At 67.3% G+C, this 15,583-nt stretch carries 16 protein-coding genes; 4 read left to right on the top strand and 12 right to left on the bottom strand.

From position 1 onward, the window contains the following. Nucleotides 1-52: 52 nt before the first annotated feature. The 10 genes from A3CW_RS0102765 to A3CW_RS0102720 all read right to left on the bottom strand — a co-directional run bounded on the left by A3CW_RS0102765 (nucleotide 53) and on the right by A3CW_RS0102720 (nucleotide 9,256). Nucleotides 53-718, bottom strand: coding sequence for a DUF2278 family protein (locus A3CW_RS0102765; RefSeq protein ID WP_028202205.1), 666 nt, complete (start codon nucleotides 716-718; stop codon nucleotides 53-55). Nucleotides 719-876: 158 nt separating this feature from the next. Continuing rightward, nucleotides 877-1,230 (bottom strand): RidA family protein, encoded by a 354-nt coding sequence (locus tag A3CW_RS0102760; RefSeq protein WP_028202204.1) that lies wholly within the window; start codon nucleotides 1,228-1,230, stop codon nucleotides 877-879. Between the two features lie 55 nt (nucleotides 1,231-1,285). Next, a complete protein-coding gene (locus A3CW_RS0102755; protein WP_211254038.1) occupies nucleotides 1,286-2,434 on the bottom strand; it encodes an NAD(P)/FAD-dependent oxidoreductase in 1,149 nt (382 codons plus the stop codon). Between the two features lie 25 nt (nucleotides 2,435-2,459). Continuing rightward, on the bottom strand, nucleotides 2,460-3,890 hold the full coding sequence (locus tag A3CW_RS0102750) for an NAD(P)/FAD-dependent oxidoreductase (RefSeq protein WP_028202202.1): 1,431 nt from the start codon (nucleotides 3,888-3,890) through the stop codon (nucleotides 2,460-2,462). Further along, a complete protein-coding gene (locus tag A3CW_RS0102745; RefSeq protein ID WP_028202201.1) occupies nucleotides 3,880-4,254 on the bottom strand; it encodes a (2Fe-2S)-binding protein in 375 nt (124 codons plus the stop codon). The genes A3CW_RS0102750 and A3CW_RS0102745 overlap by 11 nt, the downstream gene beginning before the upstream one ends. 7 nt (nucleotides 4,255-4,261) lie before the next feature. Further along, entirely contained in the window at nucleotides 4,262-5,404 is a 1,143-nt protein-coding gene (locus A3CW_RS0102740) for an NAD(P)/FAD-dependent oxidoreductase (protein ID WP_028202200.1), read from the bottom strand. Beyond that, nucleotides 5,401-6,198 carry an ABC transporter permease gene (locus tag A3CW_RS0102735; RefSeq protein ID WP_028202199.1) on the bottom strand — a complete coding sequence of 266 codons (798 nt, stop codon included), beginning with the start codon at nucleotides 6,196-6,198 and terminating at the stop codon, nucleotides 5,401-5,403. Before A3CW_RS0102735 ends, A3CW_RS0102740 begins: the two co-directional genes overlap by 4 nt. An 11-nt stretch (nucleotides 6,199-6,209) precedes the next feature. After that, nucleotides 6,210-7,082 (bottom strand): ABC transporter permease, encoded by an 873-nt coding sequence (locus tag A3CW_RS0102730; protein WP_028202198.1) that lies wholly within the window; start codon nucleotides 7,080-7,082, stop codon nucleotides 6,210-6,212. Then, nucleotides 7,069-8,139: an ABC transporter ATP-binding protein gene (locus A3CW_RS0102725; RefSeq protein ID WP_028202197.1), complete on the bottom strand. Its 1,071-nt coding sequence runs from the start codon at nucleotides 8,137-8,139 to the stop codon at nucleotides 7,069-7,071. Before A3CW_RS0102725 ends, A3CW_RS0102730 begins: the two co-directional genes overlap by 14 nt. A 49-nt stretch (nucleotides 8,140-8,188) precedes the next feature. Beyond that, nucleotides 8,189-9,256: an ABC transporter substrate-binding protein gene (locus tag A3CW_RS0102720; RefSeq protein ID WP_028202196.1), complete on the bottom strand. Its 1,068-nt coding sequence runs from the start codon at nucleotides 9,254-9,256 to the stop codon at nucleotides 8,189-8,191. A gap of 180 nt (nucleotides 9,257-9,436) precedes the next feature. On the opposite strand from A3CW_RS0102720, the gene A3CW_RS0102715 reads away from it, so the two are divergent. Then, complete coding sequence (locus A3CW_RS0102715) at nucleotides 9,437-10,384, top strand: LysR substrate-binding domain-containing protein (protein ID WP_028202195.1); 948 nt, start codon at nucleotides 9,437-9,439, stop codon at nucleotides 10,382-10,384. 9 nt (nucleotides 10,385-10,393) lie between these two features. Here A3CW_RS0102715 and A3CW_RS0102710 read toward each other — a convergent pair whose 3' ends face one another. Then, nucleotides 10,394-11,323 carry a LysR family transcriptional regulator gene (locus tag A3CW_RS0102710; RefSeq protein WP_028202194.1) on the bottom strand — a complete coding sequence of 310 codons (930 nt, stop codon included), beginning with the start codon at nucleotides 11,321-11,323 and terminating at the stop codon, nucleotides 10,394-10,396. Between the two features lie 127 nt (nucleotides 11,324-11,450). Between A3CW_RS0102710 and A3CW_RS0102705 the strand changes: the two genes are divergently transcribed. From A3CW_RS0102705 to A3CW_RS0102695, 3 genes are all read left to right on the top strand, one after another. Then, the gene (locus tag A3CW_RS0102705; RefSeq protein ID WP_028202193.1) at nucleotides 11,451-12,401 is read left to right on the top strand and encodes a hydroxymethylglutaryl-CoA lyase; all 951 of its coding nucleotides are present in this window, start codon (nucleotides 11,451-11,453) and stop codon (nucleotides 12,399-12,401) included. 16 nt (nucleotides 12,402-12,417) lie between these two features. After that, nucleotides 12,418-13,569 (top strand): CaiB/BaiF CoA transferase family protein, encoded by a 1,152-nt coding sequence (locus A3CW_RS0102700; protein WP_028202192.1) that lies wholly within the window; start codon nucleotides 12,418-12,420, stop codon nucleotides 13,567-13,569. Between the two features lie 165 nt (nucleotides 13,570-13,734). Then, complete coding sequence (locus tag A3CW_RS0102695) at nucleotides 13,735-15,174, top strand: MFS transporter (RefSeq protein ID WP_028202191.1); 1,440 nt, start codon at nucleotides 13,735-13,737, stop codon at nucleotides 15,172-15,174. Between the two features lie 42 nt (nucleotides 15,175-15,216). Here the strand turns inward: A3CW_RS0102695 and A3CW_RS0102690 are convergent, their stop codons facing one another. Beyond that, nucleotides 15,217-15,555 (bottom strand): DUF2322 family protein, encoded by a 339-nt coding sequence (locus A3CW_RS0102690; protein ID WP_245623531.1) that lies wholly within the window; start codon nucleotides 15,553-15,555, stop codon nucleotides 15,217-15,219. Nucleotides 15,556-15,583: the final 28 nt, after the last annotated feature.

The raw sequence follows: 15,583 nt of genomic DNA, 5'->3' as shown, positions 1-15,583 counted from the left end.
CCGCTTGAAAGTGCGGGCGCATGGCGGGATTCCGCATGCGCCCGCGCGCCGTTTACGAAATCGGCTGCGAATCCGGCGTGGGGTTGCCGAGATTGTCGCTGGGCACGTATTGCTGATCGAACGCCGCCACATACAGGGCCCATTCAGGGTCGCCCAGATCCACGAGCAGCGCGCCGTCCTGCCAGATGTCGTTGTGGTCGTTCGCGTCGTTGCCCGCCTTGTGGATGAACTCGCCCTTCGAGCCCTGGTTCATGTGGACGTCGTGGATACCGTCGCCTTCGCTGTAGAAGCGGCCAAACACGTAGACGTCGAGCGACGCTTGTTGTGCGCGCAACAGCAGGCGCTGCAGTGAGGCGACGGGCTCCACCTGGTTGGAGCCGTCCATCACGTCGCTATTGCGCCACGCGCCCGTATTGGCGAGGAAGTCGCTGCGCTCGAAGTCGATGGCCGGCAGCGCTTCGGTGCCCGTGAGATCGGTCGAGCCTTCGGCCGCGCCCTCGAGCGTGGTGAGCACGTTATGGTTGAAGTCGAACACGAGCTTGTACTTGAGCAGGTCGTCCGCGTCCGTGGTGCCCACGTTCACAGCGATGTCCCAGCGCGCGCCGTTGACCGTCACGCCGAAGTGCAGGTGATACTGGACTTCGTGCGGCCGCCGCGTGGCCTTCAACTGCGGCGCGGAAACAATTTTCGCCTTGACGTAGCCGTAAGGAAGGGCCATCGCGCGCTCCTCTAAGTTAGGGTGGGTTCGTCATTGTGCCGCGCGAACGTGAACTTGCGCTTACAGCGTGCGCGCGATGCCCCGCCCATCGCTTTACGGTTGCTCGACTGCGGCTGTCGGCGCGCTTTCACGGCGGCGCCGTCAGCCTCACGCGGCGCTCAGCCCAGCGCCACGACCGCGATTTCCACGAGCAGTTGCGGCGATGCCAGCTGCGCCTGCACCGTCGCGCGCGTGGGCGCGCAGCCTTCGGGCACCCAAGCGTCCCATACCTCGTTCATGCCGGCGAAGTCGCGCGCGATATCGGCGAGCCAGACCTGCGCGGAGACGAGCCGCGTCTTGTCGATGCCGGCCTTGGCGAGAAAGCCGTCGATTTTCGCGAGCACGGCGGCGGTCTGGATCTTCACGTCGGGCGACGGGTCGGCCGACGTCTGGCCACCCACGAACACGAGTCCCGCGGCCTTCACGACGCGGCTCATGCGCTGATTGGTTTCGATGCGAACGATATCGTTCATGTGTCTGCAAGCTCCTTCGCCGCAATGGCGATACGGGGTGAGGGATTCGATGGCGTCAATGCGCGGCAACGCCGGCCAGCGGCGCCTGCACCGCGGCGCGCGCGAAGCGGTCGATCGCGAACGCATCGAGCGAAAGCGAAGGCGCGCCGTCGAGTACGAGTTCGGCAACGAGCCGCCCGCACGCGGGCCCGAGTTGAAAGCCGCTGCCGCAATAGCCGAACGAGTAGTAGAGATTCGCGGCGCGCCGGCTCGCCGAAATGATCGGCAGCGAGTCGGCCGTGAACGCTTCCACGCCGGCCCACGCGCGGTTCACGCCCAGATGGCGCAGATGCGGAAACAGATCGACGACCGTCTGCGCGCTTTTCACGAGCCGCATGAAATCGACTTCGCCGTGGCGCCCCGGCAGATCCGCGATGCCGATCAGCTTGCCGCCGATCACCACCGTGCCGTTGTCGAACTGCTTGAACGAAAGCGGGCGGCCCGTTGCGCCGAGCGTCGCGCGGCAGAAGGGCGCCACGCGGTGCGTGACCATCAGCATGAGCCCTTCGGGGTGCACGGGCACGGGCTCGCCGGCCTGGCGCGCCAGCTCGCCCGACCACGCGCCCGCCGTGACGAGCAGCCTGCGCGCGGCAAAGGTGCCGCGCGGAGTTTGCGCGAGCCAGCGCTCGCCGCGCGGCTCGATGTGCGTGACCGCCGTGCCTTCGTAAAAGCGCGCGCCGTGCTTTTGCGCGGCGAGTCGAAACGCCGTGGTGGTGCGAAAGGGCAGCGCATAGCCGTCGCGCTCGACCCAGATGCCGCCCGTCACGTGCTTCGCCAGTGCCGGTTCGAGTTCGAGCACCGTCTCGCGGTCGATCAGCTTTTCATGTGTGAAGCCGTGCGATTCGAGCAGCGCGACGCGCTCGCGGCACTCTTCCAGTTCGGCCTCGGTCTCCGCAATCTTCAGTTGTCCGGAAGGAACGAAACCGCCGTCGTCGCCGATGGTGTCGGGCAGCGCGTGCCAGATTTCGCGCGACATGAGGGCGAGCGGGATCTCGGGAAGCGGGCGGCCGAGCGTGCGCACGCCGCCCGCGTTCACGCCCGACGAGTGGCGGCCCACGTAGTCGGCTTCGAGCACGATCACGCTCACGCCGCGCCGCGCCATGTGAAAGGCGCTGCTCGAACCATGCAGGCCGCCGCCGATCACGAGCACGTCCGCTTCCTGCATGGCGCTCGCGGGAGGAGTTCGGGCGTCATTCACCGGCGAGTTCTCCGAGCGTAAGCGGCTTGATCGGCGGGCGGATGCGGTAGTAGCCCACCTCGGCGGGCGGCACCTTGCGCGCCTCGGCGATCACTTCGGTCACGGTGAGGCCGCACATGCGGCCCTGACACGGCCCCATGCCGCAGCGGCCGAACGACTTCGCCTGGTTCGGGCCGAGGCAGCCGAGGCCGACGAAGCCGCGCAGCTCGCCCGCCGTCACCTCTTCGCAGCGGCAGACGATGGTGCTGTCGGCGGGGATGCGGTTCGCGTCGCGCGGGCGGTAGAGGCTGTCGAGGAACGGGCGGATGCGCATTACGCGGTCGAGTTCCGCGCGATGGGGCGCGGCCTCGCGATCGCGCGCGGCTGCGTCGATCGAGCCTAGCTGTGCGGCGGCGGCAAGCGCCGCGAGCACGCCCTGTTGTGCCGCGGCCTGGGCTCCGCCGATGCCCGCCCCGTCGCCGGCCACGAAGATGCCGGGTACATCCAGCTCGCCCCATGCATCCGTTTGCGGTGTGAAGCAAAGCTGCCCGTTGTCCCAGCGATGCGCGGCGCGCAGCGCCTGCGTGAACTGCGTATTGGGCACCACGCCCTGGTGCAGCAGGATCACATCGGCTTCGATACGGTGTGCGCGGCCTTGCGACGTGAACGTGAGCGCGGCTGCGCGCTGCACGCCGTCGCTGCCCTGGCGGCCTTCCACGGCGAGGTCGTCGGCGGCTTCGAAAATGGACACCCCGGCCTCGCGCAGCGTGCGGATCAGATGCAGGCCCTTGCTCAGGAACGGCCACGAGCGCAGCGCGGCAAGCAGGTGGCGTTTCGCGCGCCAGCGGTCTTCGTGGCGCGTGGTGTCGACGAGCGCGCGAATCGGCACGCCTGCCCGTACGTATTGCCAGCCGAGCAGGTAGAGCAGCGGCCCGCAGCCCGCGAGCACGGGCGGCGAGGCGGGCACTTCGCCCGCGCTCTTCAGCAGGATTTGCGCCGCGCCCGCGGTGAGCACGCCGGGCAGGGTCCAGCCCGGAATGGGAAACGGCCGCTCCAGCGCGCCGCTCGCGAGAATCACGCGCTTCGCCTGGAAGCTGCCCACCTTGCCGTCCTTGAGGTAGTGAACGGCATGTTCGCGCGTGACCTGCCATACCGAGGCGTGGGCGACATGGCGCGCGCCGGAATGCGCGAACGCCTGGGCGATGGCGTCGCCCGCCGCGTAGTCGGGGCCGAGTATCTCCTTGCGGCGCGCGTCGGCGCGGCCTATCGCGCGATAGATCTGGCCGCCCACGGCGTCCTGCTCATCGATCAGGACGACTGAGAGTCCGGCTCGCGCCGAACGGGTGGCCGCGCTCATCCCGGCAGGACCCGCGCCGACCACGACGACATCGACGGCTTGCGCATTGAAATCGGCTTTGGCATCGCCTTGATAATCACCGGGCATGAGCGTTCTCCTCGAGCGTGTCGGCATTCGTGCCGGGTTCGGGCGGCAGGTCGCGCGCGCCTTCCTGCGAGCGGATCTGCATGCCCGCGCGCACGGGCACCATGCAGCTCTGGCGGCTCGGCACGCCGTCTATCTCGACAAGGCATTCGAAACACGCGCCCATCATGCAGAACGGCGCGCGCGGTGCACCCGAAACGGGCGTCGCGCGAAAGCGCGAGACGCCCGCGGCGAGCAGCGCAGCGGCGACGGAGCGGTCGGCGGGCACGGACAGCGGCTGGCCGTTGAACCAGATATCGACGCGCGTTTCGGCGTCGGAGAGCGTCTTGAACAGCGGCGCGGCCGCCTGGGTAGATTGGGCTGTCATGGCGGAATTAGTGAGCGAGGATCGGTTCGGCCGCCGCGTCGGTCGCGAAGCGGCGAGCGGAAAAAGCGGGCAGTTCGGCGGGCATCGGGCCTCCCGTGATCCACGGCGCGATGCGCAGCGCGTGGGCCGCGGCGAGTGTCACGCCGCTATGGCAGGTGACGACGAAGGCACCCGGATGCGCCTCGGACTGGTCGTAGATCGGAAAGCCGTCGGGGCTGTACACGCGCAGCGCGGCCCACATGCGCACGAGCCGGACATGGGCGAGCATGGGAAACGCCCGCACGCCGCGCGCGGCGATCTGGCGCAGGATCGGCGTGGTGGTGAAGTCGTTGAAGCCGGCTTCTTCCATCGAGTCGCCGAACTGCACCGTGCCTTCGTCGGTCTGCCGCACGTTGATGGTCGGGTAGCGCAGAAACGGCGCGACGCGCTCGCTCACGAGCACCTGGCCGCGATTGGGCGCAACGGGGGCGTTGAGGCCCACGTGCGGTGCGAGCGCGCGATTGCCGAGGCCGGCCGCGAGCACGACGCGCGCAGCGTGATACACGCCGCGCCGGCCTTGCACGCTGAACCCGCCCGGCGCGGCGGCGATACGCTCGGCGCGTTCGCCCGAGACGAGCCGTACGCCCCGCCGTTGCATCGCGACATGCAGCGCGCGCAGCAGCTTGAGCGGGTTGACGTGGCCATCCATCGGCGTATAGCTCGCGCCAACGACCGCCGGGCCGATGCCGGGCAACTGCTCGCGCAGCTCGCGATGATTTAGCAGTTCGAACGGATAATCGCCGATCTCGGCCTGCAAGGTGGAGAGCCGTTTATGGCGCTCGGCGAGTTCTTCGTCCGAGAAGCAGATATGAAAGCCGCCAGGCTGGCGCAGCGCGACGTCCACACGCGCCTCGTCGGCGAGGCTTTGCGCGAGCAGCGGCCAGCGCTGCGCCGAGCTGCGCGACCAGCGCGCGTAGGGCGAAAGGCCGTAGCCCTTGCCCTGAATCCAGACGAGGCCGAAGTTGCCGCGCGAGGCGCGAAAGCCGCCGTCGTCCTCGTCGAGCACGGTCACGCGCGCGCCTTCGCGGGCGAGCCCGTAGGCCACGGCGGAGCCGACGAGGCCGCCGCCGATCACGAGCACGTCGGGGCTCGCGGTGGAGTTCTGTGTCATCGGGCTTCTCCGATCAGGATGCGGTCCAGCCCGACCATGCGGTCGAGCAGCAGCATCAGCAGGATCGTGCCGACGATCAGCACCGCCGACACCGAGGTGACGAGCGGATCGATCGTCTGCGCGATCTGGTTGTACATGGCGACGGGCAGCGTGGTGGTGCCGGGCGTCGCGACGAAAATGGTCATGGTGAGCTCGTCGAAGCTCTGGATGAACGACAGCACCCAGCCGCCCGCCACGCCGGTGCGGATCATCGGCAGCACCACACGGCGGAATGCCGTGAAGCGGCTCGCGCCACACGAAAGCGCCGCGCGCTCGGCGTCGCGATCCAGGCCGACCGCTGAAGAAAGCGCGAGACGCAGTGCATACGGCAGCACGATCACCACGTGCGCGGCGACGAGCGCCCAGAACGAGCCGTTCAGGTTCAGCAGCGAGAGAAAGCGCAGGAACGCGATACCGAGCACCACGGCGGGAATCATCATCGGCGAGAGGAAGAAGCTCACCAGCGCACCGCGGCCCGCGAAGCGGTAGCGCGCGATGGCGAGCGCGGCGGGCACCGCGAGCGCCACGCCGATGGTCGCCGCTGCGAACGCGAGGCGCACGGAGAGCCAGAAGGCCGAGACGATGTCGCCGTTCTGCAGGATCGCGCGAAACCAGCGCAGCGAGGCGCCGTCGAACGGCATCGAGATATAGCCCTTGTCCGTGAAGGCCACGAGCAGCACCACGACGATGGGTGCGAGCATGAAGGCGAGAAAGAGCGCGTTGAACGCGAGCCCGAGGCATCCGTTGCGTTTCATGGAAAGGCTCCTCAGTCGAAGATGTGCTTGAAACGGCGTTCGGCGAGACGGCTGCAGCCCATCACGATCGCCACGTTGGCGATCAGCAGCAGCACGGCAATGCTCGCGCCCAGCGGCCAGTTCAGGGTGCCGAGGAACTCGTCGTAGGCGGCCGTGGCGACGACCTTCAGGCGTCGTCCGCCGATCAGCGCGGGCGTGGCGAACGCGGAGGCCGAAAGCGCGAACACGATGATCGAGCCCGAGAGCACGCCCGGCATGATCTGCGGCAGGATCACGCGGCGGAACACGCGCAGCGGCGAGGCGCCGAGCGAGCGCCCGGCCCATTCCACCTGCGGATCGAGCTTTTGCAGCGTCGCCCAGACCGACATCACCATGAACGGCACGAGCACGTGCGTGAGCGCGATGATGGTGCCCGTCATGGTAAAGACGAGGCGAATGGGCTCGTCGGTGATGTGCAGGGCTTGCAGCGCGTGGTTGAGCACCCCGTTGTTGCCCAGCAGGATTTGCCAGCCGAGCGTGCGCACCACCACCGAGATCAGCAGCGGACCGAGCACGATCAACAGGCAAACGGATTGCCATGGCCGGCGCATGCGCGCGAGCACCAGCGTTTCGGGCACGCCCAGCACGATGGAAAGCAGCGTGACGGCGAACGCGAGTCCTGCCGTGCGCAGGAATATTTCGCCGTAGTAGGGATCGCTCAGGACCTCCAGGTAATTGGTGACGGTCCAGCCGCGTTGCACACCCGCGAGGTCGCTGAACACGTGAAACGACAGCACGAAGGTGAGAATGAGCGGCGCCAGCAGCAGCGCGAGGAACAGCAAGAGCGCGGGCGCGGAGAGCAGCCACGGCGCGGCGCCCGGGCGCGAGTCGTCAAGCGTTGCCATGAGCGCCCTCCCGCGTGAGCACGCGCAGATCGTCGTCGGTCCAGGCGAGTCCGACTTCGTGGCCTTCCTCGGGCGGCGGTGCGCCGTGGTTGGGCTGCGCAACATGAAACTTGCCGAGCGAGGTTTCCACGACGAGCAACCATTGATTGCCCACGAACACGCGCGTCGTCACGCGCCCCATGAGGCGCGCGTCGCCGTTGGCCAGATGCACTTTTTCGGGGCGGATGTACACGTTCACGGCGCCCGCCACCTCGCGGCCTTCGTGCGGCACGTGCAGCATCGTCCCGCCTACCTCGACCTCGGCGCAACGCGGATTGCGGCGCAGCACTTCGCCCACGAGCGTATTGGTGCGGCCAAGGAAGGTGGAGGCGAAGGGCGTGGCGGGGCGCTCATAAGCGTCGAACGGCGTGCTCAACTGCGCGATGGTGCCGCGGTGCATGACGGCGATGCGGTCGCTCATCGTCATGGCTTCCACCTGGTCGTGCGTCACGAGAAGGGTCGTGATGCCAAGGCGTTTCTGGATGGCGCGCAGTTCGATATGCATCTCTTCGCGCAGCTTGGCGTCGAGGTTCGACATCGGCTCGTCGAGCAGCAACAGTTCGGGCTGCATGGCCAGCGCGCGGGCGATCGCCACGCGCTGGCGCTGGCCGCCCGAAAGCTCCTTCGGGTAGCGCGCGTCGAGCCCGCGCAAGCGCACGAGTTCCAGCGCCTCGGCAATGCGCTCGGCGCGTTGCGCGCGCTTCATCTTCTGCATCTCCAGACCGAAGCCCACGTTACCGGCCACGGTCATGTGCGGAAAGAGCGCATAGCTTTGAAACACCACGCCAATGCCGCGCTTCTCCGGCCGCTCGTGGGTGATGTCGCGGCCATCGAGCGTGATGCGGCCCGTGCTCGGCGTGACGAAGCCCGCGATCATCTGCAGCGTGGTCGTCTTGCCGCAACCCGAGGGACCGAGCAGCGAGAGAAACTCGCCGCGCTCGACCGTGAGGTCGAGCTGCTCGATCGCCGTGAAGTCGCCGTAGCGCTTCGAGATGCCTTGCAGGGTGAGGAAGCTCATGAGCGTCGGTCCTCGCTGTGCGTTGGGTGCGGGGCGGGGAGCGGGCGCATCAGCGCTCGACCGAACGGTTCCAGCGCTCGGTCCACTCGGTGCGATGCTCGTTGATGGTGGTCCAGTCCATCGCCGTGAGCTTCGCGATCTGGTCAGGACCGTAAGGCACGCGCGCGGCCACTTCGGGCGTGAGCTTGACGGTCTTGTTGACGGGGCCGAGGCCGATGTCCGCCGCCTGCTGCGCCTGCACTTCGGGGCTCAGCAGGAACTGGATGAACTGCTGCGAGAGTTGCGGCTGTGCGTTCTGCGCAATGGAGCACGCGGCTACCTGCAGCGCCACGCCGCCTTCCTTCGGGTAGATGAACTTGAGCGGGAAGCCGGTGTTCTGCAACGCCACCGCGCGGCCACTGCCGTATGGCGCGATGATCACGTCGCCGGACTGCATGAGGCCGTCCATCTCGCCGGGCGTGGGCGCCCACGAAAGCACGTTGGGCGCGACCTGCTTCGTCATGGCCTTGAAGCCCGGGTCGATGTCCTTCTCGCCGCCCCCGTTCAGGCGCGCGAGCATCACGAGTGTATGCAGGCCGTAGGTGTTGGTGATGGGCGGCACGCCGAGTTTGCCCTTCACGCGCGCGTCTTCGAGTGACTTCCACGAATTGGGCGCGGGCAGGCCGAGCTTTTTGAACGCCTGTTCGTTATAGCCGATGCCGGTTGCCACCATGCCCACGCCCACCGCGGTCGGGCCAATGTGCGCGAGCGGATAGAGGTCCTTCATGACCGGGGCGTCGTCGAGCTTGCCGCACAGGCCGAGTTGCATCGCCTGATACATCGGGCCGTCGTCCATCACGGCGACGTTGATCTGCTCGTGGCCCTTTTGCGCCTGGAGCTTGGCGAGCGTGTCGCTCGAATTGCCCGCCACGTAGACGATCTTGACGTCATGCGCCTTTTCGAACGCCGGGATGATCTTCTGACGATAGAGTTGCTCGTTGGAGCCGCCGACGTTGGCGACGTACAGCGTGGTTTCGGCGTGGGCGAGCGAGGCTGCAGCGAGCGTGCCGGCGACGGCGAGTGCGACGAATGCGGTTTTGTGGGGGAAGGTTGAACGACGGCGCATCGCGGCTTTCATGACGACGATCTCCATTCGATTGTGGGGAGCGGCGAACCGGACAGTGCGCCGATGCATCGCAGTCTGTGCCGGGCTGGCCATATCGTCCAATACGAATAAAATGCCAACCTATACGGGAATGATATGGACCAGGGTTAGGCCCTGGCGCAAGAATCAGGGTTATGCCCAGGAGAGATCATCTTGAATCTGAAGCACGTCGAGGCGTTTCGCGCGGTGATGGTGTCGGGCTCGATGACGGCCGCCGCGAAGGCGCTCTACACCTCCCAGCCCAACGTGAGCCGCCTGATCGGGCAACTGGAGCGCGAGACCGGGCTCACGCTGTTTCAGCGCGTGGGTATCCGCCTCATTCCCACGAGCGAGGGCAATGCGTTTTTTCGCGAAGTCGAGCGCGCGTATGTGGGCCTGCAAGGCCTCAGCACCGCCGCCGCACAAATCCGCAATCTCGGCAGCGGGCGTCTGCGCATTGCCGCCATGCCTTCCGCGGGGCTCACGCTCGTGCCGCATGCCATCGACAAGTTCCGCCGCCTCTATCCGGGCGTGACGGTCTCGCTGCACGTGAATACATCGGGCACGGTGAACCACTGGACCGGCTCGCAGTTCTGCGATCTGGGCGTGGCGGTGTACATCAGCGAAGCGTCGAACTGCGAGGTCGAATTGCTCTCGAAGGTCTCGGCTGTATGCGTGATGCCGGCCTCTCACCCGCTCGCGAAAAAGGCCATGATCCGGCCTGCCGATCTGGAGGGGGAATCGTTCATCTCGCTGTGCCACGGCGACGGCACACGCACGCAGATGGACGAAGTGTTCCAGCGCGCGGGCGTGGAGCGCGTGCTCGCCATCGAGGCGCAGTACACGGCGATCTGCTGCGAGATGGTCCGCTGCGGCATGGGCGTGACGCTCGCGCATCCCATCGTCGCGCGTGATTTCGCGGGGCCGGACATTGCGATCCGGCCGTTCTCGCCGGCGGTGCTGTTCCCGACGTACCTGCTGTTTCCGCCGAACCGGCCGCGCGAGCGTCTCGTGGCCGAATTCGTCGAGGTGCTGCGCGAACACCACGACGGTTTGATTGCGCAGGTGAAAGCGGCCGACCGCGCACCCGCGCGCAAACGCGCGAAGAATGCGGCGGCTTGAGGCGCGCGATCAGGCGTTGTTTTTCGCGCCGCGCTTTTTCCGTGCCGCCCGCTCCACGAGATGCTCGACCATGCGCTGCGCCGCGGGCTGCAGCGTGTCGAACGCACGGAAGCAGACGATGAAACGCCGCCGCGCCCAGGCATCGGTGAGGGGGATGGTGTGCACGTCCATGATGCGCCGGTAGGTGTTGCTCACCTCCTGGGGCACGACGCTGATGCCGAGGTTGGCGGCCACCACGCGAAACGCCGCATCGAGCGTCGACACCACCGCGCGATAGGCGACCGTGCGTCCGCTGCGCGCCGCCGACTGCCGCAGCATCGTATGCACGGCCGTGGAGGTCGGCAGGCCCACGTGCTCGTAATCGAGCGTCTCCTCGAAGGCGATGGTGCGGCGTTTCGCGAGCGGGTGCTCGGGATGCACGGCGAGTACGAGCCGGTCTTCGCGCCAGGGGCGCGATTGCAGTCCCCCGAGTTCCACGTTGTCCCAGCACACGCCTAGCGAGGCCGCGCCGTCGCGCACGCGCTCTACGAGTTCGTGCGAGGTGCGCTCTTCCACGTTCACGCGGATGTTCTTGTACTCGGGCAAGCGCATGAACGATGCGAGATCGTCGAGCAGGGCCTCGGCGATCGCGGACGCCGAGGCGCATACGCTCACGCTGCCCGAGAGGCCGCTGCCGAGCGCGGCGACGTCGCTGGCCGCGCGCTCGAGCGTGAAGATCACGCTGCGCGCATGCTCGAGCAGCGCGAGACCCGCCGCGGTGGGCTGCACGCCGCGGCGTGAGCGCGTGAGCAGCGGCACGCCGAATTCGCTTTCGAGCTGGGCGATGCGCTTGCTGATGGCGGAGGGTTCGATGTGCTCCTCGCGCGCCGCGCGCCCCATGTTGCCGTGCTCGCACACGCTTACGAGAAGGCGCAGGGTCTTGAGGTCGATGTCGTGCACGGTGTCTCCTGACTGCGTTTTGTATGTTTCCGGATTGGAATCTTTACGGTTCCAAAATACCGCTTTATGTATTTTGCGGAATGACTAAAGTTAGCACATTGCTGGAGACAAAAACGGAGACGCCTTCATGCCCCCATTACCTCAGAGGGCCCAGACTCGTGCGGTGATACGCGAAGTCGGCCTGCGCGACGGCCTGCAGAGCATCCAGACGGTGCTGCCTACCGCGCACAAGATCGAATGGATACGCGCGGCGCACGAAGCCGGCCAGCGCGAGATCGAAGTGGGCTCGTTCGTGCCTGCGCGCCTCCTGCCGCAACTCGCCGATACGGCGGAACTCGTCGCTTACGCGAAGACGCTGCCGGGTCTCTTCGTCTCGGTGCTCGTGCCGAACCTGAAGGGCGCCGAGCGTGCACTGGAGGCGCAAGCGGACCTGATGCTCGTGCCCCTTTCCGCGAGTGAGGCGCACAGCCTCGCGAACCTGCGCAAGACGCCCGATGAAGTCGTGGCCGAAGTGGCGCGCATACGCGCCGCGCGCGACGCGAGCGGCGCGAAGACGCTGATCGAAGGCGGCATCGGCACGGCGTTCGGCTGCACGCTGCAAGGGCGCGTCGAGCCCGCCGAGGTGCTGCGCTGCATGCAGGCGCTGCTCGACGCGGGCGCGGACCGCGTGAGCCTCGCCGACACCGTGGGCTACGCGAACCCCGCCGCCGTGCGGGAACTCTTCGAAGCCGCGCGCGAGATCGCGGGCGAGCGGCTGTGCTGCGCGCACTTTCACGACACGCGCGGCCTCGCGCTCGCCAACGTCTATGCGGCACTGGAGGCGGGTGTCACCCGCTTCGACGCCACGCTCGGCGGCATCGGCGGCTGTCCGCATGCGCCTGGCGCGAGCGGCAATGCGTCGAGCGAAGACCTCGCGTTCATGCTCGCCGACATGGGCATCGACACCGGCATCGACATCGAACGGCTGCTGGCGCTGCGCGCGCGCGTCGCCCAGTGGCTGGAGGGCGAAACGCTGCACGGCACGCTCTGGCGCGCCGGCCTGCCGAAGACCTTTGGCGCACTCGCGCATCACGCCTGACTAGTTTGAGATCCTTATGAATACGCAAAACTGTTTGCCGCTCGAAGGCGTGCGCGTCGTCGAATTCACGCACATGGTCATGGGCCCGACCTGCGGGATGATCCTCGCGGACCTGGGCGCCGAAGTCATCAAGATCGAACCGCCCGGCGGCGACAAGACGCGCAACTTGCCGGGCCTCGGCATCGGCTTTTTCCGCTCGTTCAACCGCAACAAGAAGAGCGTGGTGCTCGATATCAACACCGAATCGGGCCGTGCGGCAGCCGTCGAGCTGATCGGCGAGTGCGACGTGATGCTGGAAAACTTCCGGCCCGGCCTCATGGAAAAGCTCGGGCTCGATTACGCCACGCTCTCGCAGCGCTATCCGCGCCTCATCTACGTCTCGCACAAGGGCTTTTTGCCGGGCCCCTATGAAAAGCGTCTCGCGCTCGACGAAGTCGTGCAGATGATGGGCGGCCTCTCGTACATGACCGGGCCTGCGGGGCGGCCGCTGCGCGCGGGGACGTCGGTGAACGACATCATGGGCGGCATGTTCGGCGCGATCGGCGTGCTGGCCGCGCTGCGCGAGCGCGATGCGACCGGGCGCGGCCAGGAGGTGCAGAGCGCGTTGTTCGAGAACTGCGTGTTCCTGAGCGCGCAGCACATGCAGCAATACGCCATGACGCACGAAGCGCCGCCGCCCATGCCTTCGCGCGTATCGGCCTGGAGCGTGTACGACGTGTTCACGCTCGCCGAGGGCGAACAGCTTTTCATCGGTGCGGTGAGCGACAAGCAGTTCGTGACGCTGTGCGACGTGATCGGCTGCCCGCAGCTTGCCGACGAGCCGCACTTCGCGACCAACGCATCGCGCGTGGAGGTGCGGCCCGAATTGCTCGAACGCCTCGGCGCCGTGCTTGCCACGCAGCAGGTGGGCGAACTCATGCCGCGTCTCGAAGCGGCCGGCATTCCGTATGCGCCGATCGTGCGCCCCGACCAGTTGCTCGACGATCCGCACCTCAAGGCGAGCGGTGGACTCGTGCCGATGCAGACCGACGACGGCGGCACGACCGAAGTCGTGCTGCTGCCGCTCATGATGGGCGGCCGCCGTCCCGGCGTGCGTCAGCCGCTCGCGCGGGTGGGCGAGCATACCGAAGAGGTGCTGGCGGGCCTGAAGTCGCACGCAGCGCCCTGAGCCACCGGCAGACGAAGTAGAAGCAGTACGTTCGCGGTTCCCCCCCGCCGGTCTGCCATACGGCTGCGCGTGCCATGAGCCGCCAGAAGCTCGCACGCGCAGCGCGCTCGCACGCCCGGCGTTCACAAGAATGACGCCCGGCGAGGCGTCGTCACGGAGACAAGCATGCAACGAACCCTCGGCGCGGACGCCCCGCTCGACGCCGTCACGGCCCCTCCCGCAGGCAATCGCGCAGCGGCAGCGCTTTCCGCGCGGCTCGACCGCCTGCCCGCCACGCGCCAGCTCTGGATGCTGGTCATGTTGATTTCGCTGGGCGGCTTCTTCGAGGTCTACGATCTCATCTTCACGGGCTATATCGCGCCGGGCATGGCAAAAAGCGGCATGCTGCAAACCACGACGCATGCGTTCTTCGGCTTCAACGGCATCGGGGCCTTCGTGGCCGCGACTTTCGCGGGTCTGTTCATCGGCACATTCTGCTTCGGCTGGCTGCCCGACCGCTTCGGACGACGAAGCGTCTTCACGTTCTCGCTGCTCTGGTATTCGGTGGGCTCGGTGGCGATGGCGTTTCAGCATACCTCGCAGGCGCTGATCCTGTGGCGCTTCATCACCGGTATCGGCGTGGGCATCGAGATCGTCACCATCGACAGCTACGTCACGGAGATGGTCCCGCAGCAGATGCGCGGCCGCGCCATGGCGCTGAATCAGGCGATCATGTTTTCGGCGGCGCCCATTTCGGCGTTGCTGTCGTGGTGGCTCGTGCCGCAGGCGCCGCTCGGCCTCGACGGCTGGCGCTGGGTCGTGCTCGCCGGCTCGCTCGGCGCGGCGATCGTGTGGTTCGTGCGCCGCGCCGTGCCGGAAAGTCCGCGCTGGCTCGTCACGCACGGTCAAACCGGGGCGGCCGAACGTGTGATCGCGCAGATGGAGCAACGCGCCGTGCGCGAAAGCGGCAAGCGCTTGCCCGAGCCTTCGCCCACGCTCGTGCTGCCCGCGCATCGGCGCGCTTCGCTCGCGGAGCTCTGGAAGCCGCCATACCGTGCGCGCCTCATCATGCTGATCGCGTTCAACCTGTGCCAGGCGGTGGGCTATTACGGTTTCGCGAACTGGGTGCCCACGCTCCTGATCGGGCAGGGCGTGACCGTGACGAAGAGCCTGCTCTACGCGGTCGTGATCGCCATTGCGCTGCCGTGCGGGCCGCTGCTCGCGATGCTCGTGGCCGATCGCATCGAGCGCAAGTGGCTCATCGTCGGCTCGGCGTTCGCGGTGATCGTGTTCGGCTTGCTGTTCTCGCAGGCGCGCGGGCCGCTCGCGCTCATTTCGCTCGGTGTCCTGATCAGTCTTGCGGGGCAGACCATTTCCGTGTGCTATCACGCATACCAGGCCGAGCTCTTCCCGACAGCGGTACGTTGCAGCGCCAACGGCATCGTCTATTCCGCGAGCCGCGTGGGCGCGATGATGTCGGGCTTCATCATCGCCGCGTTGTTGCGCGATTTTGGCGTGAGCGGTGTGTTCGCCGGCATCACCGTGTGCATGCTCGCGGTGATGATTTCGATCGGCGGGTTCGGGCCCCGCACGAATGGCGTGCGGCTGGAAGAGCTTTCGGCGTGAGGGAGAGTGGCGTGCCGGCCGGCACGCCCGCGAAGCCAACGCTCAGGCTGCGGCGATCACGTCGATGCGCAGCGTCGGGCCGCCTGCCGCGATTTCCAGCAGGCGATCGACGTTCGGGTGCGCGCCCGGGCGGTTGCGCGCGTCGGCGGTGTGCTCGGCGAACACGGCGAGGCCATGCTCGGCCGCGTTGGTGTCGAGCGTGCCGAAGGCTTCGCGCAGATAGTGGTAGACCGCGAGCGAGCCCTGCTTGCCGGGCTTGTTCTCGATGCTCGCGGCCACGTTGCCCTGAGCGTCCACGAGATCGATGCGCTCGATGCCGTCGATGCCCGGCAGCAGTGCGAGATTGTCCTTGAAGACGGCGCCCGGTTGAATTGCCTGAATCACTGAAAACACTCCGTTGGTTCGATAA

Origin of the sequence: Paraburkholderia nodosa DSM 21604, from assembly GCF_000519185.1 — a bacterium.
In the GTDB taxonomy this organism is placed as follows: Bacteria; Pseudomonadota; Gammaproteobacteria; order Burkholderiales; family Burkholderiaceae; genus Paraburkholderia; species Paraburkholderia nodosa.
The sequence above is the reverse complement of the archived record's forward strand: the minus strand, read 5'-3'. Positions and strand labels throughout refer to the sequence as shown.